This is a genomic window from Kitasatospora sp. NPDC002522 (assembly GCF_053595195.1).
Genome location: NZ_JBSFXE010000009.1, coordinates 154,974 through 175,758 on the forward strand (window position 1 = coordinate 154,974; position 20,785 = coordinate 175,758).

The window sequence follows — 20,785 nt, forward strand, 5'->3', positions numbered from 1 at the left end:
TGGTCTCGACCGCCACGGCCGCCGGTGGTACGGTCTGGTATCCGTGCACCGACGGCATGCTGCCGTCACGCGTTCTCGCCGCATCGGCTTCGCATTCGACCGCGCTCTTTTCGCGCTCCGGTCCCGCGCTCCGGTCCCGCACCTTCCGCTCGTCGCCGATACGGGCTTCCGTCTGCCAGGAGTGAAAGACGTGACTCAACCATCCGCTCTCCTCCAGCGCCTGGAGGCCCAGGACCTGCTGCCGACCGACGCCGTGGCCGTGCTGTACGGCGGCGCGGAAGCCCGCGGCTGGGCCGACCCGGTGGCCGTCGGGCGGATCCGGATCGTCACGGCGTCGCCCCACGAGGGTCCCGCCGGCGTGCCGGAGCCGGAGCCCGCGTCGGCGGCGGGCCACCGGGTCGTGATCGACGACCGGGAGGCCCGGGTGAGCTGGTGGACCGGCGCCCAACTCCGGTCCGTGATCGGGCGGGTGAGCTGGGAGCGGTTGAGGGGGGCCACCGTCGCGCCGCTGCTCGGCGAGGCCGAGGAACTCGTGGTGGAGGACCTGCTGACCGGGTCGGCGGAGCTCGGCGGGGAGCTGCTCGGCGAGCTGCGCCGGGAGGCGGAGCGCAGCGCCTTCCAGAGTTTCGTGCGCACCCGCTCGTTGGGCGACGCCGAGGGCGCGCTGGAGGACGCGGCCGGCCAGTTGCGCTCCGGCGACGTGCACAGCGCGGTGCTCTCGGCCCGCAAGGCCTTCGGGCACCTGGTCGACAACATGCTGGAAGAGCAGGGGTGTTACGGAACGTACGCACCGGAGCTGCGGGCCCGGCGCTTCGTCGAGGCCGCTCCGCCGCGCCTCGGCTTCGCCGAGTACTGGGCCGTCGAGACGATGCGGGACCTGGATCCCGCGCACGGCGGCGCCTGGGTGGAGCAGGTGCTCGCGTGGTGCGCACAGGAGTTCGCCGCCCAGCCCGCGGACCTGGTCCGCCGGGCGATGCGAGGGCCGCGCCGCGGCTGGTGACCGCCACCCGCGGCCGGACGACTACCGACAGACAAGGGGAGTGACTTCAGCGATGACATTCGATGTCCGCGTGCACGAGCAGGAACTCGTCGACCAGGGGTACACGCTGATCGACGGCATCACCTCCGATGCCGAGGCGGAGGTCGCGCTCAAGGAGTTCGGCCTGCTGATCCCGCAGTACAACGGCCAGATCCGCTACGACGTCAAGGCCTCCGACGAGTTCGAGAAGCGGGCGTTCTCCAAGAGCGTGAACGGGATCCCGTGGCACATCGACGCGCCGAGCTGGAGCCCGCCGCCGATCCGGATGGCGCTGCACTGCCGGGTGCAGGCGAAGTGCGGGGCCGGCCACACCGAGCTGGTCGACATGCTGCCCTTCGTCGCGTCCCTGGACGACGCCGACCGGCAGCGGCTGCACGAACTCCCCGTCCCGTGGATCGACCGCAACACCCGGGAGGGCGTGACCACGCCCATCATCGTCACCGAGGGCGGCCTGCAGATCATCCGCTGGCGGCAGAGCCTGCTCGCCGGGAACTCGGACGCGCGCCTGCTGGGCGAGGACGCGGAGCGGCGACCGCTGGGCGAGTTCGGCGGCCGCCTCAACGAGCTCTCGCTGGCCTGGTTCGCCGCGCACATGCTCCCGATCCTGGTCCCGGAGGACAGCATCCTGCTCTGGGACAACGTGCGGATGGTGCACCGCCGCGGCGAGTTCCGCGACCCCACCCGGCACATGTCCCGCTACTGGCTCGCGGCCCACTGACCATGACCGGTCCGGCAAGCACCCCCAGCGCCGAGCGCGGCCCGGGGAGCATCACCAAGCACGCCCTGCTGATCGCCGTCGAGGGCACCGACGGCGCCGGCAAGACCACCGCGGCGCTCAGCCTGGTCGAGGAACTGCGCGCCCGGGGCCGTTCGGTCACCTGGTTCCCGAACCGCACCCTGCGCCCGGTCCGCGAGGCGCTCAACCGGCTCGCCCGCGAGGAGGGCCTCGACGACCGGTTCGCCCTCTTCGGCCGGGACTTCGCGCAACTGCTGTCCGGCGTCAGCAAGTGGCGCGAACTGCTGGACCTGGAGCCGGCCCTCGCCCGCCCGGACCACGTCGTGGTCGTCGACCGCTACCTGCACGCGCAGTTCGCGCTCGCCCGGGCCTTCGACACCGGCAACGAACCGCTGCTGCGCCGGCTGTTCGCGGCCTTCCCGGCCCCGGACGCGGTGGTCTACCTCGACCTCGATCCGGCGGTCGCCGCCGAGCGGGTGCTGCGCCGCGGCCGGGACCGCAACGCGGTGGAGTTCCTGCGGGAATTCCGGACCGCCTTCCACGCGCTGCCGGAGTTCCCGTCCTTCCACGTGATCGACGCGGCCCGGCCCCCGGACCAGGTCGCCCGGCAGGCCCTGGACGCGGTGGCGCCGCTGCTCGCCGGCCACGACGCGAACGCCGCCGCATGACCGGCACGGCGGACGCGGTCGTCATCGGCGGGGGAGTCAACGGCGCCAGCGCCGCCTACCACCTCGCGGTGCGCGGAGCGGGGCGGGTGCTGCTGCTGGACGTGCCGTCCCCGCGCGCCGCGACGGCCAAGTCCGGAGCGATGCTGACACTCCATCACCCCTCGCTCGAACAGTCCGTGTTGGCGTACAAGGGCCTGACGAGCCTCCACGCGTTCGCCGAACTGACCGGCTCGGACGTCGGGTTCGTCCGGACCGGGATCGTCCAGCTGCTGCCCGCGCGCCACGCCGAGCAGATGCGGCGCAACCTCGCCGAGCAGCAGGCGGCGGGCCTACCGGTGGCGGAACTCCCGCTCGCGGACCTCGCCGCGATGCTCGCCGACGGAGACTTCTCCGACGTCGGCGCGGCGGTGCTGGAACCGGAGAGCGGCTACGCGGACCCGCTGCGCACCGTCTGGGCCTACCGGGACGCGGCGGTGCGGGCCGGCGCGCGGATCGAGGCGTGCCGGGCCCTGCGGATCCGGCACCGCGGCGGGCGGGTGCTCGGGGTCGAGACCGAGCAGGGCACGGTCGCCGCGCCGACCGTGGTGCTGGCCGCCGGCGCGTGGTCGGCGGGGCTGCTGGCCGGCCTGGGGATCGACCTGGGCCTGTCCACCCGCAGGGTCCAGGTGGTCGGCTTCCGCACCCGGCAGGCCGGCCGCGCCCGGCGGCCCGTCGTGCTGGACCAGGTCACCGGGGCCTGGGTCCGGCCGGACGCCGAGACATCGGTGCTGGCGGGACTGGAACTGGGACTGCCGGTGGCCGGTCCGGACGAGGGCGACGAGGGGGTCGACCAGTCCTACGTGGAGCTCTGCCGGGCCCGGCTGGCCGGACGGTTCCCCGCCCTCGCCGACGCCCCGATGCGCGGGGGCTGGGCCGGACTGATCGCCATGGGGCCGGGAGGCCGCCCGGTGGTGGACCGACTGGCGGAGGCGGCGGGCCTGTACTGCGCGGTCGGCGACTCCGGCGGGGCGTTCAAGACCGCGCCGGTCGTCGGCGAGCATCTCGCCGAGTGGATCGTGCACGGCGGCCCGCAGAGCACCGACCTCCTCCCACTCGCCCGGACCCGGGTGCACGACACCGCCCGCGCCGACGGCTACGGGCGATTCGGTTCGGCCGCCGGGCTCACCCGCGAGCTCCGGCGACTGCGCCAGACCACGAAGAGCGAATAGACGAGCAGGTACGAGGTCGATCCAGGTGACAGCAGAACCCACCGCCACCCTCGAGGTGGCCGCAACCGTAACCGACGCGCCCTGGCTGAACTGCGACAACGCCCATCTCGCGGCGCTCCAGCAGTTCTACGGGGTAGCCGACCCGTCCGCCGCCGTCGGCCTCCAGTGGGCCTTCGAACTGCGGAGCGTCGACGAGGTCCCGGTGACCCTGCGGGTCCCCGTCCTCGAGTCGATCGCCCGCGAGAGCGGCCTGGTCTTCGAACGCCGGCGGATCCCGCTGCCCGGGTACTACGACCAGCTGGCCGACACGCTGGCCGGCGGCACCCCGGTGATCGTCTACGGCGACGCCTTCCACATGCCCTGGCTGCCCTACTTCGGCAACGACAGCTCGGCGCACCCCACCATCCTGGTCGGCCTCGACGACACGCAGTGCCGCATCGTCGAGGCGTACCAGAACTCCACCCCGTGGGGCCGGGTGGTGCCCGGACCGGCCACCGTCACCCGCGCCGAGTACGAGAAGCTCGTCGAGGCGCTCGGCCCCGAGCAGCGCGGCGAGACCATCGCCCTGGCCGCCCGGCGGGAGGCCGAGCCCACCGACCCGGCAGCCGCGCTGCGCGCCAACGCCGAAGGGATCCTGGCCACCGTCGGCGACCGCGGCGACCTGGCCGCCTACACCGCGTGGGCCCGCGCCGAGGCCGGCGATCCGGTGGCGACGGCCCGCTACGACCTCGGCTGCTGGGAGGTCACCCGGGCCCGCTCCTGCCACGCGGTGTGGCTGCGCCGGCTGTCCGACCGGCGGCCCGACCTGGTGCCCGACGACATCGCCCGCCGCTTCCACGAGGAGATCGACCTCGGCTGGCGGCGCGCCTCCCAGTTCGCGTTCGTCAACGCGCAGCGCGTCGCCAAGGGCGCCCGCCCGTCCACCGCCAGCGTCGACCTGCTGGACGGCCACCTGGCCGCCGCGGAGACCGACTTCGCCGAGACCCTGCTCGCCCACCTCGACCGCACCGGGGGCCGTCCGTGCAGCGACTGACCGACCTGTTCCTGGCCGCGGCGCTCCGCGACCCCGCGGCCACCGCCCTCATCCACGCCTCCGGGACGCTCAGCTACGGCGAACTGCGCGACCGGGCCCGGGAGACCGCCGCCGCGGTGGCCGCCTCCGGCTCCGCGGCGCCCGTCGCACTGACCGCGACCAAGACGCCCGAGACCGTCATCGCGATGCTCGGCTGCCTGCTCGCCGGGGTGCCCTACATCCCGATCGACCCGGCCGCACCGCCCGCCCGCCGGGAGCTCATCCTGCGCGACAGCGGCGCCCGGCCGCTGCCCGCCCCCGGCGGGCACGGCCGGACCACGCCGTCGCACCTCGCCAACGTGCTCTACACCTCGGGCTCGACCGGCACGCCCAAGGGCGTCCTGACGACCCATCACAACGCCGTCACCTTCCTGCGCTGGGCGCAGGAGCTGATCGGCGTCACCGAGCGGGACGTGGTGGCCTGCTACGCGCCGCTCCACTTCGACATGCACGTCTTCGACCTGTTCGGCACGCTCTCCGCCGGCGCCGCGATCCTGCTCCTCGACGACCGGACGATCCTGTTCCCGCAGGCCGTCGGCACCGCCCTGCGCACGCACCGGGCCACCGTCATGTACGCGGTGCCGTCCGCCTGGACCGGCCTGCTGCGCAGCACCGTGCTCACCGACGGCGGCCTGCCGGACCTGCACACCGTCATGTACTCGGGGGAGGAGTTCCCGGTCCGGCCGCTGCGCGAACTGTCCCGGGCGCTGCCCGGGGCGCGCATCGTCAACATCTACGGACCGGTGGAGACCAACGCGGTCACCGCACTCGACGTCACGGCGGAGCACCTGCGACTCGACCGGATCCCGATCGGCCTGCCGTTCGGGCGGTCCCGGGTGTTCGTCGTCGACGACCGGGGAGCGCCGATCACCGAGCCGGGCGTGGAGGGCGAGATCACCGTCCACACCGCGACCATGTGCGAGGGCTACCTCGGCGACCCCGACCGCACCGCCGCCTCCCGGCTGACCGTCCACTCGGACGGGCAGGCCCTGGAGACCTACCGCACCGGCGACTTCGGCTGCTGGGACGCCGAGGGCCTGCTGCACTTCCGCGGCCGGCGCGACGGCCGGATCAAGACCCGCGGCTTCCGGGTCGAACTCGGCGAGGTGGAGGCCCGGCTGCGCGCCCACCCCGACACCGCGGATGCGGTGGTGACCGCCCGGCCCCACCCGGAGCGCACCAACGAGCTGGTGGCCTTCGTCGTGCCGCGCCGCGGCGCGACCCTGACCGCCCCCGAACTGACCGCGTGGTGCCGGGAGTTCCTGGCACCGTACATGGTGCCCCGGGAGCTGCGCCTGCTGGCGGACCTGCCCCGGACGGGCACCGGGAAGGCCGACCGGATGGCCCTGCGGGAGCTGGCCGCGACACCCGAGGAGGCGGCCCGATGACCCGCCCGCCCGAGCAGCTCGACGCCGTCCTCGCCGTCCTGCGCGCGACCGTCCCCGGCGCACCGGACCTCGCACCCGACACGGAGCTGCTCTCCTCCGGCCTGCTGGACTCGCTCGGCATCGTCGCCGCGGTCGGCGCACTGGAGGAGGCGTACCGGATCGAGTTCCCCCCGGAACTGCTCGTGCCGGACCACTTCGTGGACGCCTGCGCGCTGTCGGCGGCACTGTCGTACGCCCTCGCCGCGGCCGCGCGCCCCGCCGGACCCGAGGCGGCCCGGTGAGCGCCCCCGAACGGACGGCGCGCCAAGGCGCGGGACCCGTCCGGAAGTTCGGCCGCCCGCTCGCCCCCGGGGTGGTCCTGCACGACCTGCTGCTGCCGCCCGCCGTCGGCCGGGCCATGCCGTGCACGCTCAACACCGCGGTGGTCGCGGCCGGGGCGGAACTGCCCCGGCACTCGCACCCGCAGACCGAGATCTGGGTGGTCGCCGCCGGGCGCGGACGGCTGGAGCGCGGACCGGAGGTCTTCGACATCGCCGAGGGCGACGTGGTGGTCTTCGAACCGGAGGTGGAGCACCGCCTGCGCAACACCGGCGGGACCGACCTGCGGCTGGTCTCCGTGTACTGGGGGGCCGTGGCATGAGCGCCCCCACGACGCTGGACGGCCTGCTCGACGCCGCCGCCGAGCAGCATCCGGACGCCCTCGCGGTGACCGGACCGGACGGCTCCCACAGCTACGCCGAACTGCGGGCCGCGGCGCTGCGCGCGGCCGGGGCGCTGGCCGCCCGCGGGGTGGCGCCCGGCGACCGAGTGGTCGTGCTGGGACACAACCGCGCGGCGACCGTGGCCGTCCTGTTCGCGGCGGCACGGCTCGGAGCCGCCTTCGTGGTGCTCTCCCCGACGGTCCGCTCGTACCACCTGCGGCACATCCTCGCGGACTGCGAGCCCGCGCTCGTCGTGGCCGGCGACGAGTGCCGCCAGGTACTGGCCGAGACCGGGAACGCGGTGCCGGTGCTGCACCCGGACGAGGCCACCGCCGGGCCGGCCGACGGCGCGGGCGCGCCGCCCCGGGTCCCGGCCCAGGGCGACCGCACCGCCGCGCTGATCTACACCTCCGGCAGTACCGCCATGCCCAAGGCAGTGGTGTCGACGCACCGTCAGATGCTGTTCGCCGCCGGGGCGATCCAGGACCGGCTGGAGCTGCGGCGCTCCGACGTGATCGGCTGCTTCCTGCCGCTCGCGTTCGACTACGGGCTGTACCAGGTGCTGCTGGCCTGCTCGGCCGGGGCCGCGCTCGCGTTGGGCGCGATGTCCGAGGTCGGACCCGCCCTGCTGCGGCTGCTGCGCGAGCGGCGGGTGACGGTGCTTCCGGCCGTCCCCTCACTCGCCGCGGCGCTGGTCCGGCTCGCGGAGCGCACCCCCGACCGGCTGCCCCCGCTGCGCGTGGTGACCAACACCGGGGCGCACCTGACGGCGGATCACGTCGACGCGGTCCGCCGGCTCTTCCCCGGCGTGCGGCTGCACCCGATGTTCGGACTGACCGAGTGCAAGCGCGTCTCGATCCTGCTGCCGGAGGAGATCGACCGGCGCCCCGGATCGGTCGGCCGTCCGCTGGACGGCACCCGGTGCACGGTGGTGGACGAGGACGGGCGGCCCGTACCGCCCGGCACGGTCGGCGAACTGGTGGTGCAGGGCCCGAACGTGATGACCGGGTACTGGCGTGCGCCGGAGCTGTCCGCACGCCGCTTCCGCAGCTTCGACGGCGAGCGGGCGCTGTTCACCGGCGACCGTTGCTCGCTCGACGAGGACGGCTACCTCTACTTCCACGGACGGGCCGACGACATCTACAAGAGCCGGGGATTCCGGGTGAGTTCGCTGGAAGTGGAGGCAGCGGCGACCGACCTCCCCGGGGTGCCCGCGGCCGCGCTCACGGTGACCGAGCAGGCCGGCCCGGTGCTGTTCGCCACCGGGGCGCTGGAACCCGGCGAGATCGCGGCGCACCTGCGCGAGCGGCTCGACGCGTACAAGCTGCCGGCGCGGGTCGTGGTGGTGCCCGCACTGCCGCTGACCGCGAACGGCAAGATCGACAAGCGCGCGTTGCAGGAGAGCCTGGAGGGCACCCGGTGAGCAGTCCCCTACCCGCCGACCGGTGGGAGTCGCTGGTCGCCGAGTACGGCAGCCCGCTCTACGTCTACGAGTTGGAGGAGGTGCGCGCGGCCCACGCCGAGCTGGCGGCGAGCCTGCCGGACGGGGCCGGGCTGCTGTACTCGCTCAAAGCGAACCCGCACCCGGCCCTGGTCGCGGAGCTGGGCCGGCTGGGCTGCGGCGCGGAGGTGTCCTCGCACTCCGAACTGGTCACGGCCCTCGCGGCGGGCATCGACCCCGGCCTGGTCTCCTACACCGGGCCGGGCCGGTCGGAGGCCGAGACCGTCGCCGCGGTCGAGGCCGGGGCCCGTCTGTTCTCGGTGGACTCGGCCGACCAGTACGCCACCCTGGCCCGGGCCGCCGCGCGGTGCGGTGCGGCCGTCGAAGCGGTCCTGCGGGTCAACCCCGACCGGGCGCCGCAGGCCCCCGGCCTCGCCATGACCGGCGTGGCCAGCCAGTTCGGCATCGACGAACACCTGCTGACGTCCCGTCCGGAGCGGTACCGGTCGGCGCCGGGCTGCGAGATCGTCGGGCTGCACTTCTACCTGGGCAGCAACGTCCCCGACCCGGACGGACTGGCCCGGCAGTTCACCGACTCGCTGGCGTCGGCCGCGCGGATCTGCGCCGCGCTCGGCATCCGGCCGCGGATCCTCAACCTGGGCGGCGGCTTCCCCAGCGGCTACGCCCGGGCCGAGCCGGCGGTCGGCCTCGCGGCCGTCGGGCCGGCCGTGGAACGGGCGCTGCACGCCTGCTTCCCGGCCCGGGACGCCCGGCCCCGGCTGCTGTTCGAGTCCGGGCGGCGGCTGGTGGGGCGGTCGGGCGTCCTGGTCGCCCGGGTCGTCGACGTCAAGGAGTCGAAGGGACGGCGGTTCGCCGTACTGGACTCCGGGATCAACCACCTGGGCGGGATGACGGCACTGGGCCGGCTCCCGCGGATGCAGGCTGCCGTCGCCGGCGACGCGGCCGCCCGCCCGCTCGAGGGCGCGGTGCCGGTCGACGTGGTGGGGCCGCTCTGCACGCCGCTGGACTCCTGGGCGCGCGGGCAGCGGCTGGCCGTCGAGGCGGGCGACCTGGTGACCGTCCCGCAGGTCGGGGCCTACGGTCTCACCGCCAGCCTGCTGGCCTTCCTCGGCCGGGCCTGCCCGACCGAACTGGTGACGGACCGGGGCGCGGTCGTCGACGCCTCCGCGCTGGTCTACACGAGGGTCGCGGTGGGCCCGGCGGCCGGGCCGAGCAGCCCCGACGCCTCGAACGCCTCGCGGGTGGCGGGGTCGTCCAGCGCGCCGGCCTCGGCGAAGTAGCGGATCGCGGAGCGCGCGGCCTCGGCCGCGTCCGCCACCACCCGGTCGTGCGGCACCGCCTCGACCAGTACCTGCGCGATCTCCTCGCCGGTCAGCCCGACGTCGCGCAGCGCGAGGCCGATCGCCCGGAGGTCGGGCGCCAGGAAGGCCAGCACCGCACCCGGCAGCAGCGGACCGACGGCGCGCCGCTCGCGCGGGGTGAGCGCCGGCCACAACGCCCGCAGCACCTGGTGGAAGTACGAGTGGTGGCGGCCCTCGTCCTCGGCGTGGTCCCGGACCAGCTCCCGCACCGCGGGTGGCAGCCGGACGTCGTGCGGGAGCCCGCCGAGGACGGAGGAGATCAGGGTCTCGCTGACGATGCTGAACAGCAGCGCCTCGACCCCCCGCAGTTCCGGCTGCAGCCGCTCGCGGAGCTCGTCCAACCCGGCCACGAACCCCGGTACTCCGGGCAGCCGGCGCGGTACCCCGGAGGTTTGCTCCAGGCGTTCGAGCATGTTCTCGGAGAACTGGGCGTGCCACGCCTCGTCGGTGAGGATCTTGAACGCGTCCGATCGCATCGCGGCCGGCAGCGCCAGCCCCGAACGGTTGCGGCTGATCTGGGCGACCACCGGGATGACCGCCAGCAGCTCCAACTCGGTGGTGAAGTGCAGGTACTGGTAGAGCGAGTGCTGCAGGACCCGGCGGACGGCCTCCGGGCCGCGCGAGCGCACCAGCGGGTGGTCCGCGGCCGGCGCGAGTTCCGGGGGGAAGGGCAGGAACGCCTCGGCGTCCTCCAGCCCGTCGGCACGGTTGGGCTTGCGCCGGACCGCCGCCCGCAGGTCCCAGTTGCGGAACCGGCTGTCGTACTCGGCCGCGGCGCGGTGCCCGGCGCGCTCGCGCAGGAACTCGGCCTGTGCCCGGCCGCGGTGCGAGCCCTCCTCGCGGCGGCTCCTCACGCCCGGACCAGCATCTCGTACGGCAGCAGCGCGCCCACCAGCTCGACGACGTCACCCAGCGCCTCGGCCGGCTCCAGGCCGTACTCGGCCGCCAGCCGGGCCGCGATCTGCTCCAGGGTCGCCCGGCCGTCGACCGACCGGACGACCAGGGCCGCCGACTCCGACAGCTCCACCAGCGAGTCCCGGAGCATCAGCAGCAGGACGTCGTCCCGCCGGCGGATCTGGAGTTCCCACGGGAGACGGAAGACGTCGTCCTTCGTGAACAAACTGTTGCCGTGCGCGCTCATGCTAGAAGACCACCTCGAAGAAGATTTTCCGACAGGTCCGGACGACTTCCTCGACCCATCGCGACGGATTGTCCGGATCGTAGGAGCGCATCGTCTCCAGACCCCAGTACTCGTCGAACGCCAGCACGTCCTGGCGGACCTCCTGGAATCGGCGCGCGCGCCACTTCCAACTGCGACCGACCTCGCCGTGCGAGGCGAGGAGGGCGTCGACGGAGTGGCCGAACGCCATCTTGGCCGACAGCACCGAGCTGTGGAGGTCGGCGGCGTTCAGCTGGCCGATGGCGTCCTCCAGGAACGCCTCGGCCTGCTGGAGTTGGTGCGAGGCGGCGAACGAGGCCAGCGCCGAGGAGGCGACGTCCGCGCGGCGGGCCGCGAGCCAGTCCTCGCCGGTGAGCGGCACCGCGTACGGCAACCGCTCCAGGAAGTTCAGCTCGCACGGCAGCAGGGCCGCCGCCGGCTCCGCCGCCCCGAGCTGCCGGTCGAAGGAGGCCCAGGACACCTTCCGGACCAGCTGGTCGGCCTGACTCTCCGTCCAGTACTCGATCTCCCAGCGCATCCGGCCGACCCGGGTGGCAGCGACGGGCACCGCGTTCGGCTCCAGGACCACCGGTGCCGTCGACTCGGCGCCGCCGGTCCACGGATCCGCGGTGACCACGTAGATGTCCAGGTCGCTGTCCTCGTTGCCCCACCCGCGGGCGACCGAGCCGGAGACGTAGACGGCCACGCAGCACTCCGGGAGCAGCCCCCGGCTGCGCAGTTCGGGAAGGCAGGTCCGCAGGTCCGACGCCATGGGTCCACCACCTTCGTCCGGATACCCGCCGAGGCTAACCAGCCCGGTCCCGTGCTCGCCATGAATTCGGCTGCCGCCGAATCGCTCGATTCCTCCGCACCGCGGCTCCGGCAGCGGATCGGCGGAAAGCGGGGGCATTCGGAACAGCCCGAAAGGCTTGGCCGCCGCGGGCAGGTGGCGTCTATGGTCACCGACGTGACCTGGCGTCAGAGCCGGTCCATTCCAAGGCCCGAGAAATATCCGGGTCGAAAAGGAAGGTGGTGATCACCCATGAAGAAGTACACCAAGCCGGCCGTGAAGCCGGTCGACTCCAGCTCGGTTCTGGTGAACCGCGTCTGAGACGACGTGCGCTAGTGCGGCGGGTGACCGTCCGTCAGGACGGTCACCCGCTCGCCGCGCGCACACCCGAAGTGCACGAATGCTCGCCCGAAGGACACGAAACGAGGTTGCGGATGTGTGGTCTGGCCGGACTGGCCCGGATCGACGGCGCGGAGCTGACCGCCGCGGCGGATGCCCTGCTCGCCGGGATGGCGGACACCATCGCCCACCGCGGACCCGACGACCGCGAACTCCTGCGGCGCGGACCGGTGGGACTCGCCTTCACCCGCCTCTCGCTGGTCGGCCCGGCCGACGGGGCCCAGCCCCTGAGCGACCCCGACGGCACGCTGGTGCTCATCGCCAACGGCGAGGTGTACAACCACCGGCAGCTCGCCGCGGGGTTCCCGGCCGGCAGCATCCGCACCAGCTCGGACTGCGAGGTCCTCCTGCCGCTCTACCGCCGCCACGGCCTGGACTTCCTCGACCAGGTCCGCGGCATGTTCGCCGTGGTGCTCTGGGACCGCGCGGCGGGCCAGCTGATCCTGGCCAGGGACCGGTTCGGCATCAAACCCCTCTACTACCACCGCAACGCCGAACGGATCGTCTTCGGATCCGAGATCAAGGCGCTGTTCAACGACCCGGCGACACCGCGCCGGATCGACTGGGACGCCGCGCTGAGCCACCCCTCGATGCCGGCCGCGCCGCACCTGCTCGACGAGGGGACGACCAGCTGGTTCGAGGGCATCGAGGTGGTGCCCGCCGGGACGGTGCTGCGCATCGACCTCCGGGACGGCCGCACCACCGCCCACCGCTACTGGGAGTTCCCGGGCACCGGGGCGGACGTGTCCGGCAGCGACCGGGAGATCGCCGCCCGGTACGGCGAGCTCTTCGCCGAGTCGGTCGCCGAGTGCGCCACCGCGGACACCGAACTCGGCCTCTTCCTCTCCGGCGGAATCGACTCCTCCTCGGTGGCGGCGCTGGCCGCCCGGCACACCGGGACCCTGCACACCTTCACGGTGCTCAGCGGCGCGACCTACCGCAACGGCGACGCCGAACACGGCGCCCAGGTCGCCGCCCACCTCGGGCTGCCCAACCACCAGGTGCTGTTCGACGCCGACCGGGTCCCCGACCCGGAGGAGTGGCAGCGCCTGGTGTGGCTCACCGAGACGCCCGAGTGCGGGCCCGAGCAGTTCTACAAGCACGAACTGCACCGCTACGCGAAGCTGGCCAGGCCCGAACTGCGCGGCATGCTGCTCGGCGCGGCCAGCGACGAGTTCAACGGCGGCTACTCCGACGCGATGGCCGGCGGCGCGGGCTGGGCGGTCTACGAGGAACGCCTGCGCGAGATGGCGCGCCGCGGCGCCCTGCTCAAGACACCCGGCCGGGCCGGCTGGTGGGACCGCATCCCCCAGCAGCTGCTCAGCGACGCGGCGCTGCACTCCTCGCTGACCACCGACCTCTCCGACGTCTACGCCCGCTACCTGCAGCACGAGCACCGCAAGGTCCAGCAGTACAACTGCTGGCACGAGGACCGGACCGCGGCGGGCAGCGGCATCGAGGCCCGGGTGCCGTTCCTCGACCACCGGCTGGTCGAACTGTCGGCGGCCATCCCGCCCGAGCGCCGGGCGGCGCTGCTGTGGGACAAGCAGATCCTGCGCACCGCCATGGACGGGATCCTGCCCCCCGAGGTGGTCAAGCGCGAGAAGGGCCCGTTCTTCTACGGAACCGGCGCCGTGCACACCTTCCGGATGTTCGGCCGGATGCTGGCCCAGGACGGCGGGGCGCTCGTGGAACGGGCGCTCTCCACCGACGAGGCCAGGCACCACCTGCACGCCGACGGCCTGCGCTCCGCGGTCGCCGCCCTGGCCGCCCGGCCCGGCGTCGACGTCCAACTGGTCCTCCCGCTGGTCAACCTGGGCCTGCTCGCCGCCATGGTGGCCGACCTGCCCAAGCCGCTGGTCGCCACCCCGGCCGGCCCCGCGCCGCGCTCCCTCCCGGTCGCCGACTGGGACGCCGAGCGGACCGGGATCGAGGAGCGCCTCGGCGTCGCCGTCCCGCTCGACCCCGGGCTGGTGCTCGAACTCGCCCCCGAGGCCGTACTGCTCTGCCGGCCGGGCGCCACCGAGACGTGGTACCTCGCCGTCGACGGCAGCCTCGAGTACGTGGTCGACGAGGAGCCCTGGCTGTCCTTCCTGCGCGCCGTCGACGGCAGCCGGCCACTCGGGGAACTGCTCGCCGCGATCGGGACGGAACTCCCGGCCGTCCGCGAGGAGCTGGTGTCGGCCATGGAACTCGGCCTGCTGCGGACCGCCGGATGACCGGCCCCGGAACCGGGAGGCGCGCCGTCGTCGTGGTCGTCGAGGGCATCGACGGCTCGGGCAAGAGCACGCTGGGCGCCAGGATGGTCGAAGCCCTGCGGGCGGAAGGCCGGTCGGCCCGCTGGTACCCCAACCAGAACCTCGCGCCGGTCCGCGACACCCTCGACGCCATCGCACGCGAGTGGGGCCACCGCGACCGGTTCGAGCTGATCGGCCGCGACGAGGCGCAGTTCCTCGCCTCCGTGCTGAAGTGGCGCGACATGGCCGACCTCGCGGAGGACATGGCCAGGCCCGACCACGTCATGGTGCTCGACCGGTACTACTACACCCACCTGGCACTGGCGGCCGTGTCCGGGACCCGCAACGCCGACCGGCTGCGCCGGCTCTACGCGAGCCTGCCCGCCCCCGACCTGGTGCTGCTCCTCGAACTCCCCCCGGCCGCCGCCCTGGAACGGGTGCTCGCGCGCAACACCGACGCCAACTCGCCGGAGTTCCTCGAACGGTTCGCCGCCGCCTACCGGGGCCTGCCCGAGTACCGGGACTCCACGTTCACCCTGCTCGACGCGACCGGGAGCGCGGACCAGGTGTTCGACGCGGCCATGGACCACCTGCGCCGCGGGCCGCTCGCCGGGTCCTCGCCCCTCGTCCGCGAGGCGGCCCGGTGACCGCGGCCACCGCAGCCCCGGCGCCGCTGACCGCGGTCATCGGCGCCGGCCACCTGGGCGAGGCGGTGCTCGCCCGGCTGCTCGCGCAGGGCCACCCCGCCGACCGGCTGCGCGCGACCACCGGCACGCCCGCCGGGGCCAGGCTGCTGACCGAGCGTCACGCCGTCCAGGTCGACAGCGACAACGGCGCCGCGGCGGACGGCGCCGAGGTGCTGATCCTGACGGTCCGACCGGACCGGGCCGCCGAGGCCCTGGCCGCGACCGTCCCGCGGCTCGCGCCCGGTGCCGCGGTGCTCTCCTTCGTCGCCGGACTCGGCTGCGCCGAGATCGCCCGGCACGATCCGGCCCTGCCGGACGGCCGCCGGATGCACTGCGTCCGCGCCGCCACCAACACGGCCTCCGTCGAACGCGGCGGCCTGCTCGCGGTGACCGTCGAGCCCGGCACGCCCGCGGACACCGCGGCCCGGGCGGCGGCCGTCCTCGCCACCCTCGGCGCCACGGTCACCGTCGCCGAAGCCCACCAGGACACCGCCGCCGCCGCCCTGGGCAGTGGCGCCGCCTTCCTCGCGCTCGCCGCCGAGGGCATCGCCGGCGCGGCCCGCGGCCACGGCGTCGGTGGACCCGAAGCGCACGCCTTCGCGGCCGACGCCCTGGAGAGCGCCGCCGCGCTGCTGCGCGCGGCCGACCCCGGCGGACCCGCCCCGTGGACCCGGTTGGCCACCCCCGGCGGGATCACCGAGGCCGGCCTGGCCCGGCTCGTCGCGGCCGGAACCGGCGAGGCGATGGCGCAGGCCGTCCGGGACGCCGCCCGCCGCTGCATCGAACTCCGAACACCACTGACACCTCACGGAACTGACGAGACGTCAGGTTCGTGAGCCGCACCGGCCAAAGTCACCCAAACCTCACTGGACCACACGCGTCACACCGTCTCAGGACGTGAACAGTGGTTGCGGATGAGTGGTTGGCATGCCCACCATGCCGCGAGCGGGTAGCACACCCGCGGAGTCCTTTTGGGGGAATGGACTTGATTGAGATTCCGATGGCGGAAGCCGTCCACGGCTCCGTCCGAATCGCGAGCAGCTGGCTCTGGGAGACCTACGGGAGCATCGGGGTCCTGGCCGGCGCCCGGGCCGGCGCACCATGGCCCTACACCGGCTGGGGCCGGACGGTCGCCCGCGCGATCGGCGGCTCGGACATCGAGATCCCCGGCTGGCTCACCGAGCTCTACCGGACCTGCGCCGGCACCCTGCCGTCCTTCCTCGCCAACGTCCCCGGCTCCTCGAAGGAAGACCTGGAGGAAGGACTCGCCGCCCTGCGCACCACGCCCGGCACCCGGGTCCGCGGCGAGCTCGACCGCTGGTGCCCGAACGGCATCCCGGAACGCCTGAAACCGCTCTACGACGAACCCGAGGCGCGGATCGAGGAGTTCAGCCGCCTCGTGCCCCGCTACTGGCAGCTGGCACTCGCGCCCTACGCGGTCCCGCTGCGCGCCGCGATCGAGGAGGAGATCCTCCTGCGCTCCCGGGTCCTGGCCACCGAAGGCCCCGCGCGGCTCTTCGACGCACTCCACGGACGGGTCACCTGGACGAACGAGGCCCTCCGCATCGACGTCGGCTCCCGCCGGGTCGCCATGCCGTCCGCCGTGCACGTCGTCATCGTCCCCATGGTCTTCGGCCGCGGCGCCTCGCTCGTGGCGACCGGCGCCGACGGCGAGGTCGGCTTCTCCTACCAGGCCAAGGGAGCGACCGTCCTGATCGGCGACGGCGCCCCCGCCCGACGCACCGGCGAACCCGCCTACGGCGACCGGCTGGAGATCCTGCTCGGCCGCAGCCGCGCCGGAGTCGTCCGCGGACTGGTCGCCCCCACCACCACCTCCACGCTCGCCGCCGTGCTCGGACTGGCCACCAGCACCGTCTCAGAGCACCTCACCTCCCTGGTGGCCGCCGGCCTCGTCCAGCGGCGCCGGGCCGGCGTGCGGGTGCTCTACGAACTCGGCGGCTCCGGCATGGCGCTGCTCGAACACCTCGACAGCTACCAGGGCACCGTGGCAGGACGGCGATGAGGCCGCCCGGCAGGATCGGCGGCGACCGCGAACAGCGACGCCGCCCGGCAGCACCGGCGCGAACCCGAACGGGGAGCACGTGATCGACTACGACGACGAGGCCCGGACCTACGACGAGTCCCGCGGCGGAGAACAGCGGGCCAGGGCGGCCGCCGAGGCGGTGCAGCGGCTGCTGCCCGACACCCCGGGCACCGTGCTCGACCTCGGCTGCGGCACCGGGATCGTCACCCGCCACCTCCAGCACCCCGGCCGCCGACTGCTCGGCGTGGACCGCTCCGGCGGCATGCTCGCCCTCGCAGCACAGCGCCTGCCGGGAGCGGTCGTCCTCGGCGACGGAGCCCGACTGCCGTTCCGCACCGGCAGCATCGACGCCGTCGTCTCGGTCTGGCTGCTCCACCTGCTCGCCGAACCGCTCGCGGTCCTCGCCGAGGCCCGGCGCTGCCTGGCGCCGGGCGGCCGCCTGGTGACCACGGTCGACAAGGACGACGCATACTTCGTCCCCGACAGCGACCTGGCCGCCCTCACGGCACCGCTGCGCCGCGAACACGCGGACCGGGCGTCGGACAGCACCGACCGGATCACCACCTGGGCCGCCGGACACGGCCTGCAGCAGGTCGCCGAGACCTCCTTCCCCGGTCGCGGGCAGGGCCGGAGCCCCCGGGCCTGGCTCAAGACGATCAGGGCCGGCCGGATTCCCTGGTGCAACCAGGCGGAGCCCGGCCGGGTCGCCGAACTCTGCCGCCGCCTCGAGGACCTGCCCGGCCAGGACCAGGCCCGGCCGGACCCGCTCTACCGGCTGATCGCCCTGCAGGCCTGACCGGGCCCACCGCAGCGCATCGGGCCACCCTGCACGGCACGACGACGCACGGCACGACGACGCATGACACGACGACGCATGACACGACGACGCATGACACGACGACGCATGACACGACGACACACACGGGGGAACGCGCGTGGACGCGACCATGACGGGCACCGACGAGGCGACCGACGACGCCGCCGCACGACACCGCGCCGCGGTGTTCTGGCGGTACTGGACCGCCTCCACGATCAGTGGCGCGGGCGACGCCGTCACCGCCGTCGCACTGCCCCTGGTGGCGGTCGAGATGCTGCACGCGACCGCCACCGACGTCGGCTGGATCACCGCCGCCGGGTTCGCCGCGTGGCTGCTGATCGGCCTACCGGCCGGCGTCCTGGTGCACCGCATGCCGCTGCGCCGGGTACAGGTCGCCATGGACGTGGTCCGCGCACTGGCGATCGCCTCCATCCCCGTGGCCGCCTGGCTCGGCGCACTGCACCTGGTGCACCTGATCGCCGTCGCCCTGGTGGTCGGCCTGGCGACCGTGGTCTTCGACGTGGGCAACTCCTCGTTCCTGACGTCCGTCGTCGACAAGCGTGAGCTGACGGCCCGCAACAGCCTGATGTCCGGCACCTACTCGGCCAACCAGACGGGCGGACCGGCGCTCGGCGGTGTCCTGGTCCAACTGCTGGGAGCCGCCGCCACGTTGGTGGTCGACGCGGTCAGCTACCTGGCGTCCGCCGTCCTGCTCCGCACCCTGCCGCGCGGCGAGCACGAAGCCGGCGGCGGCGCCGACGGCCCGATGCTGGCCCGGATCCGCGAAGGCTGGCGGTACGTCACACGCCACCCGGTGATGGGGCCGTCGCTGGCCGCGGTCACCGCCATCAACTTCGTCTGCGGCGGCCTCCTCACCCTGATGCCGGTCTTCCTGGTCACCACGCTCGGAGCCCCGCCCGGACTGGTCGGCGTGCTGTACGCCGCCGAGGGCGCGGGCAGCCTCGTCGGCGCCGCGCTCGCCACCAAGCTGGTGAACCGGCTCGGCAACGGGCCGGCCCTGCGACTCGCGGCGACCGTCACCGCGGTCGCCGGGCTGCTCATGCCGATGGCGTGGCACGGCTGGGGCCTGATCCTGTTCGCCCTCGGCAACGCCGGCTTCTCCGCGGGCACCATCGTCACCAGCGTCATCACCCGCACCCACCGCCAGGCCGTCACCCCGCCCGAGCTGCTTCCCCGGGTCATGGCCACCGTCCGCTTCGTCTCCTGGGGCGCGATCCCGTTCGGCTCCGTCGCCGCCGGCTTCGCGGCATCGGCCTGGGGCACCCGCGGCGCGTTCTGGCTGGTCGCCGCCCTCGCATTCGCCTGCCCCGCCGTCCTGCTGGCCGGTCCGATCCGCCGCCTGCGGGACCTCGACACCGCCCCCGCAGCACCCTGACCCGACCGGGCCGCAACCCGGACCGGCAGCAGAGCACGAACCGGGCGCGCCGCTCGCCACGTGCAAGCCGCCGCGCCCGGTAGGCCGTTGACGACCTCCGGACCGATCGCCGCACGATCCCGCACGTCGCCGAGCGCCTGGGGCTCGACCGAGCCGCCAGGTCCCCACACGTGGCCAATCCGGTGCGGGAGTGGCTCCGAATGGGGTGTGTCAGGCGTGGTCGGCCGCTCGCGGTCGTGGTGGGAGAGGGTTGCTCGTGGGTGTGTCCAGTTCCGTTGGGGTTCCGGTCGTCGTGGGGTCGGTGGCGGGGCGGAGGGACGGGCCGCCACGGCGGCGGGTGGCGGTGGTGGGGGCCGGGGTGGCCGGGTTGACGGCCGCGTTCGAGTTGCAGCGGGCCGGGGTGGAGGTGGTGCTGTTCGAGGCGCAGGGGCGGTTGGGCGGGCACGCGCACACGCAGGCGGTGCCGGGGGAGGACGGGCGGGAGCTCGCGCTCGACACCGGGTTCCTGGTGCACAACGAGCGGACGTACCCCCATCTGGTGGGCCTGTTCCGGGAGTTGGGGGTGCGGACGCAGGACAGCGAGATGAGCATGTCGGTGCACTGCGAGGGCTGCGGGCTCGAGTACGCCGGGGCACGGGGGCCGGCCGGACTGCTGGCGCGGCCGTCGGCGCTGCTGCGCCGCCGGTACCTGGCGATGCTGGCCGAGGTGCCGCGGTTCCACCGGCGGGCCAGGGCGCTGCTCGCCGACCCCGAGGTGGGCGACCCGAGCCTGCGGGAGTTCCTGGCGGCGGAGGGGTTCACGCGGTACTTCGTCGGCCACTTCATGACGCCGGTGGTCTCCGCGGTGTGGTCGTGCGCGCCCGACCTGGCGGGCGACTACCCCGCCCGCTACCTGTTCACGTTCCTGGACAACCACGGCATGCTCTCCGTCACCGGTTCGCCGACCTGGAAGACGGTCGTCGGCGGGTCGCGCAGCTACGTGGAGCGGATCGCCGAACGCCTGGCCACCGTCCACCGCGGCGCCCCCGTGCGAGCCGTCCGGCGGCACGCCGACGGGGTCACCGTCGCCACCGCCGACGGACGGGACACCCGGGCCGACGCGGTGGTGATCGCCACCCACGCCGACCAGGCGCTGCGGCTGCTGGCCGACGCCACGACGGCGGAGCGCCAGGTGCTCGGGGCCTTCCGGTACTCGCGGAACCCGACCGTCCTGCACCGCGACGCCACCGTCCTGCCGGCCGCACCGTGGGCGCGCGCGTCGTGGAACTACCGGATGCCCGCCTGCGACGGCCCCGCCGACCGGGTCCGGGTCAGCTACCACCTCAACCGGCTGCTGCGGCTGGATACCGCGACGGACTACCTGGTCAGCCTCAACGAGGACCGGCGCGACCCGGTGCCCGCCGACGCGGTGATCTCCCGCACCGTCTACGAGCACCCCGTCTACACCGCCGAGACGGTGGCCGCGCAACGGCGGCTGCCCGAACTCGCCACCGGCCGCACCGCGTTCGCCGGCGCCTACCACGGCTGGGGGTTCCACGAGGACGGCTGCCGCTCCGGCGTCCAGGCCGCGCACTCGCTGCTCGCGGTGGGCGCGCCGTGAGCACCGAACCCGCCGTGAGCAC

Annotated in this window: 20 protein-coding genes; 17 read left to right on the top strand and 3 right to left on the bottom strand. The window is 74.2% G+C overall.

Annotation, left to right across the window (positions count from 1 at the left end; genetic code table 11):
* The first annotated feature begins 190 nt into the window (after positions 1–190).
* The 10 genes from ACWD4U_RS10335 to ACWD4U_RS10380 are packed head-to-tail and all read left to right on the top strand — an operon-like array spanning position 191 to position 9,554.
* The gene (locus ACWD4U_RS10335; RefSeq protein WP_363450406.1) at positions 191–1,000 is read left to right on the top strand and encodes a hypothetical protein; all 810 of its coding nucleotides are present in this window, start codon (positions 191–193) and stop codon (positions 998–1,000) included.
* A 52-nt stretch (positions 1,001–1,052) separates the two neighbouring features.
* A complete protein-coding gene (locus ACWD4U_RS10340; RefSeq protein ID WP_363450404.1) occupies positions 1,053–1,757 on the top strand; it encodes a TauD/TfdA family dioxygenase in 705 nt (234 codons plus the stop codon).
* Positions 1,758–1,759: 2 nt separating this feature from the next.
* The gene (locus ACWD4U_RS10345; protein ID WP_363450402.1) at positions 1,760–2,443 is read left to right on the top strand and encodes a dTMP kinase; all 684 of its coding nucleotides are present in this window, start codon (positions 1,760–1,762) and stop codon (positions 2,441–2,443) included.
* A complete protein-coding gene (locus tag ACWD4U_RS10350; RefSeq protein ID WP_363450400.1) occupies positions 2,440–3,651 on the top strand; it encodes an NAD(P)/FAD-dependent oxidoreductase in 1,212 nt (403 codons plus the stop codon). Before ACWD4U_RS10345 ends, ACWD4U_RS10350 begins: the two co-directional genes overlap by 4 nt.
* Positions 3,652–3,706: 55 nt before the next feature.
* On the top strand, positions 3,707–4,684 hold the full coding sequence (locus ACWD4U_RS10355) for a cysteine peptidase family C39 domain-containing protein (RefSeq protein ID WP_363450398.1): 978 nt from the start codon (positions 3,707–3,709) through the stop codon (positions 4,682–4,684).
* The gene (locus tag ACWD4U_RS10360) at positions 4,672–6,111 is read left to right on the top strand and encodes an amino acid adenylation domain-containing protein (protein ID WP_363450396.1); all 1,440 of its coding nucleotides are present in this window, start codon (positions 4,672–4,674) and stop codon (positions 6,109–6,111) included. The genes ACWD4U_RS10355 and ACWD4U_RS10360 overlap by 13 nt, the downstream gene beginning before the upstream one ends.
* Positions 6,108–6,392, top strand: a complete 285-nt coding sequence (locus tag ACWD4U_RS10365) for a phosphopantetheine-binding protein (RefSeq protein ID WP_363450394.1) — start codon at positions 6,108–6,110, stop codon at positions 6,390–6,392. The genes ACWD4U_RS10360 and ACWD4U_RS10365 overlap by 4 nt, the downstream gene beginning before the upstream one ends.
* Positions 6,389–6,751: a cupin domain-containing protein gene (locus ACWD4U_RS10370; protein ID WP_363450392.1), complete on the top strand. Its 363-nt coding sequence runs from the start codon at positions 6,389–6,391 to the stop codon at positions 6,749–6,751. The genes ACWD4U_RS10365 and ACWD4U_RS10370 overlap by 4 nt, the downstream gene beginning before the upstream one ends.
* Positions 6,748–8,235: a class I adenylate-forming enzyme family protein gene (locus ACWD4U_RS10375; RefSeq protein WP_363450390.1), complete on the top strand. Its 1,488-nt coding sequence runs from the start codon at positions 6,748–6,750 to the stop codon at positions 8,233–8,235. The genes ACWD4U_RS10370 and ACWD4U_RS10375 overlap by 4 nt, the downstream gene beginning before the upstream one ends.
* Positions 8,232–9,554 carry a type III PLP-dependent enzyme domain-containing protein gene (locus ACWD4U_RS10380; protein ID WP_363450388.1) on the top strand — a complete coding sequence of 441 codons (1,323 nt, stop codon included), beginning with the start codon at positions 8,232–8,234 and terminating at the stop codon, positions 9,552–9,554. The genes ACWD4U_RS10375 and ACWD4U_RS10380 overlap by 4 nt, the downstream gene beginning before the upstream one ends.
* On the opposite strand, the gene ACWD4U_RS10385 is transcribed toward ACWD4U_RS10380, so the two are convergent.
* The 3 genes from ACWD4U_RS10385 to ACWD4U_RS10395 are packed head-to-tail and all read right to left on the bottom strand — an operon-like array spanning position 9,449 to position 11,566.
* Entirely contained in the window at positions 9,449–10,489 is a 1,041-nt protein-coding gene (locus ACWD4U_RS10385) for a diiron oxygenase (RefSeq protein WP_363450386.1), read from the bottom strand. The two genes, ACWD4U_RS10380 and ACWD4U_RS10385, sit on opposite strands and share 106 nt — an antisense overlap.
* Positions 10,486–10,755: a PqqD family protein gene (locus tag ACWD4U_RS10390; protein ID WP_449787157.1), complete on the bottom strand. Its 270-nt coding sequence runs from the start codon at positions 10,753–10,755 to the stop codon at positions 10,486–10,488. The genes ACWD4U_RS10385 and ACWD4U_RS10390 overlap by 4 nt, the downstream gene beginning before the upstream one ends.
* 22 nt (positions 10,756–10,777) lie before the next feature.
* On the bottom strand, positions 10,778–11,566 hold the full coding sequence (locus tag ACWD4U_RS10395) for a nucleotidyltransferase domain-containing protein (protein WP_363450382.1): 789 nt from the start codon (positions 11,564–11,566) through the stop codon (positions 10,778–10,780).
* A 452-nt stretch (positions 11,567–12,018) separates the two neighbouring features.
* Here ACWD4U_RS10395 and asnB point away from each other — a divergent pair, with 452 nt between their 5' ends.
* The 7 genes from asnB (at position 12,019) to ACWD4U_RS10430 (ending at position 20,763) form a co-directional block, all read left to right on the top strand.
* Positions 12,019–14,202, top strand: coding sequence for an asparagine synthase (glutamine-hydrolyzing) (gene asnB / locus ACWD4U_RS10400; protein WP_363450380.1), 2,184 nt, complete (start codon positions 12,019–12,021; stop codon positions 14,200–14,202).
* The gene (locus tag ACWD4U_RS10405) at positions 14,199–14,867 is read left to right on the top strand and encodes a dTMP kinase (protein ID WP_363450378.1); all 669 of its coding nucleotides are present in this window, start codon (positions 14,199–14,201) and stop codon (positions 14,865–14,867) included. The genes asnB and ACWD4U_RS10405 overlap by 4 nt, the downstream gene beginning before the upstream one ends.
* Complete coding sequence (locus tag ACWD4U_RS10410; protein ID WP_363450376.1) at positions 14,864–15,742, top strand: pyrroline-5-carboxylate reductase family protein; 879 nt, start codon at positions 14,864–14,866, stop codon at positions 15,740–15,742. Before ACWD4U_RS10405 ends, ACWD4U_RS10410 begins: the two co-directional genes overlap by 4 nt.
* A gap of 164 nt (positions 15,743–15,906) precedes the next feature.
* A complete protein-coding gene (locus ACWD4U_RS10415; RefSeq protein ID WP_363450374.1) occupies positions 15,907–16,929 on the top strand; it encodes an ArsR/SmtB family transcription factor in 1,023 nt (340 codons plus the stop codon).
* Positions 16,930–17,008: 79 nt separating this feature from the next.
* Positions 17,009–17,746, top strand: a complete 738-nt coding sequence (locus ACWD4U_RS10420) for a class I SAM-dependent methyltransferase (protein ID WP_363450372.1) — start codon at positions 17,009–17,011, stop codon at positions 17,744–17,746.
* A gap of 151 nt (positions 17,747–17,897) precedes the next feature.
* Entirely contained in the window at positions 17,898–19,163 is a 1,266-nt protein-coding gene (locus ACWD4U_RS10425) for an MFS transporter (RefSeq protein WP_363450370.1), read from the top strand.
* 337 nt (positions 19,164–19,500) lie between these two features.
* Positions 19,501–20,763, top strand: coding sequence for an NAD(P)/FAD-dependent oxidoreductase (locus ACWD4U_RS10430; RefSeq protein ID WP_363450368.1), 1,263 nt, complete (start codon positions 19,501–19,503; stop codon positions 20,761–20,763).
* Positions 20,764–20,785 lie beyond the last annotated feature (22 nt).

Bases quoted from the DNA above. Each gene is read 5' to 3' on its own strand.
- ACWD4U_RS10405 (WP_363450378.1), top strand. From the start codon at position 14,199: ATGACCGGCCCCGGAACCGGGAGGCGCGCCGTCGTCGTGGTCGTCGAG.
- ACWD4U_RS10425 (WP_363450370.1), top strand. From the start codon at position 17,898: ATGACGGGCACCGACGAGGCGACCGACGACGCCGCCGCACGACACCGC.
- ACWD4U_RS10395 (WP_363450382.1), bottom strand. From the start codon at position 11,566: ATGGCGTCGGACCTGCGGACCTGCCTTCCCGAACTGCGCAGCCGGGGG.
- ACWD4U_RS10365 (WP_363450394.1), top strand. From the start codon at position 6,108: ATGACCCGCCCGCCCGAGCAGCTCGACGCCGTCCTCGCCGTCCTGCGC.
- ACWD4U_RS10415 (WP_363450374.1), top strand. From the start codon at position 15,907: ATGGCGGAAGCCGTCCACGGCTCCGTCCGAATCGCGAGCAGCTGGCTC.
- ACWD4U_RS10350 (WP_363450400.1), top strand. From the start codon at position 2,440: ATGACCGGCACGGCGGACGCGGTCGTCATCGGCGGGGGAGTCAACGGC.
- ACWD4U_RS10345 (WP_363450402.1), top strand. From the start codon at position 1,760: ATGACCGGTCCGGCAAGCACCCCCAGCGCCGAGCGCGGCCCGGGGAGC.
- ACWD4U_RS10375 (WP_363450390.1), top strand. From the start codon at position 6,748: ATGAGCGCCCCCACGACGCTGGACGGCCTGCTCGACGCCGCCGCCGAG.
- asnB (WP_363450380.1), top strand. From the start codon at position 12,019: ATGTGTGGTCTGGCCGGACTGGCCCGGATCGACGGCGCGGAGCTGACC.
- ACWD4U_RS10340 (WP_363450404.1), top strand. From the start codon at position 1,053: ATGACATTCGATGTCCGCGTGCACGAGCAGGAACTCGTCGACCAGGGG.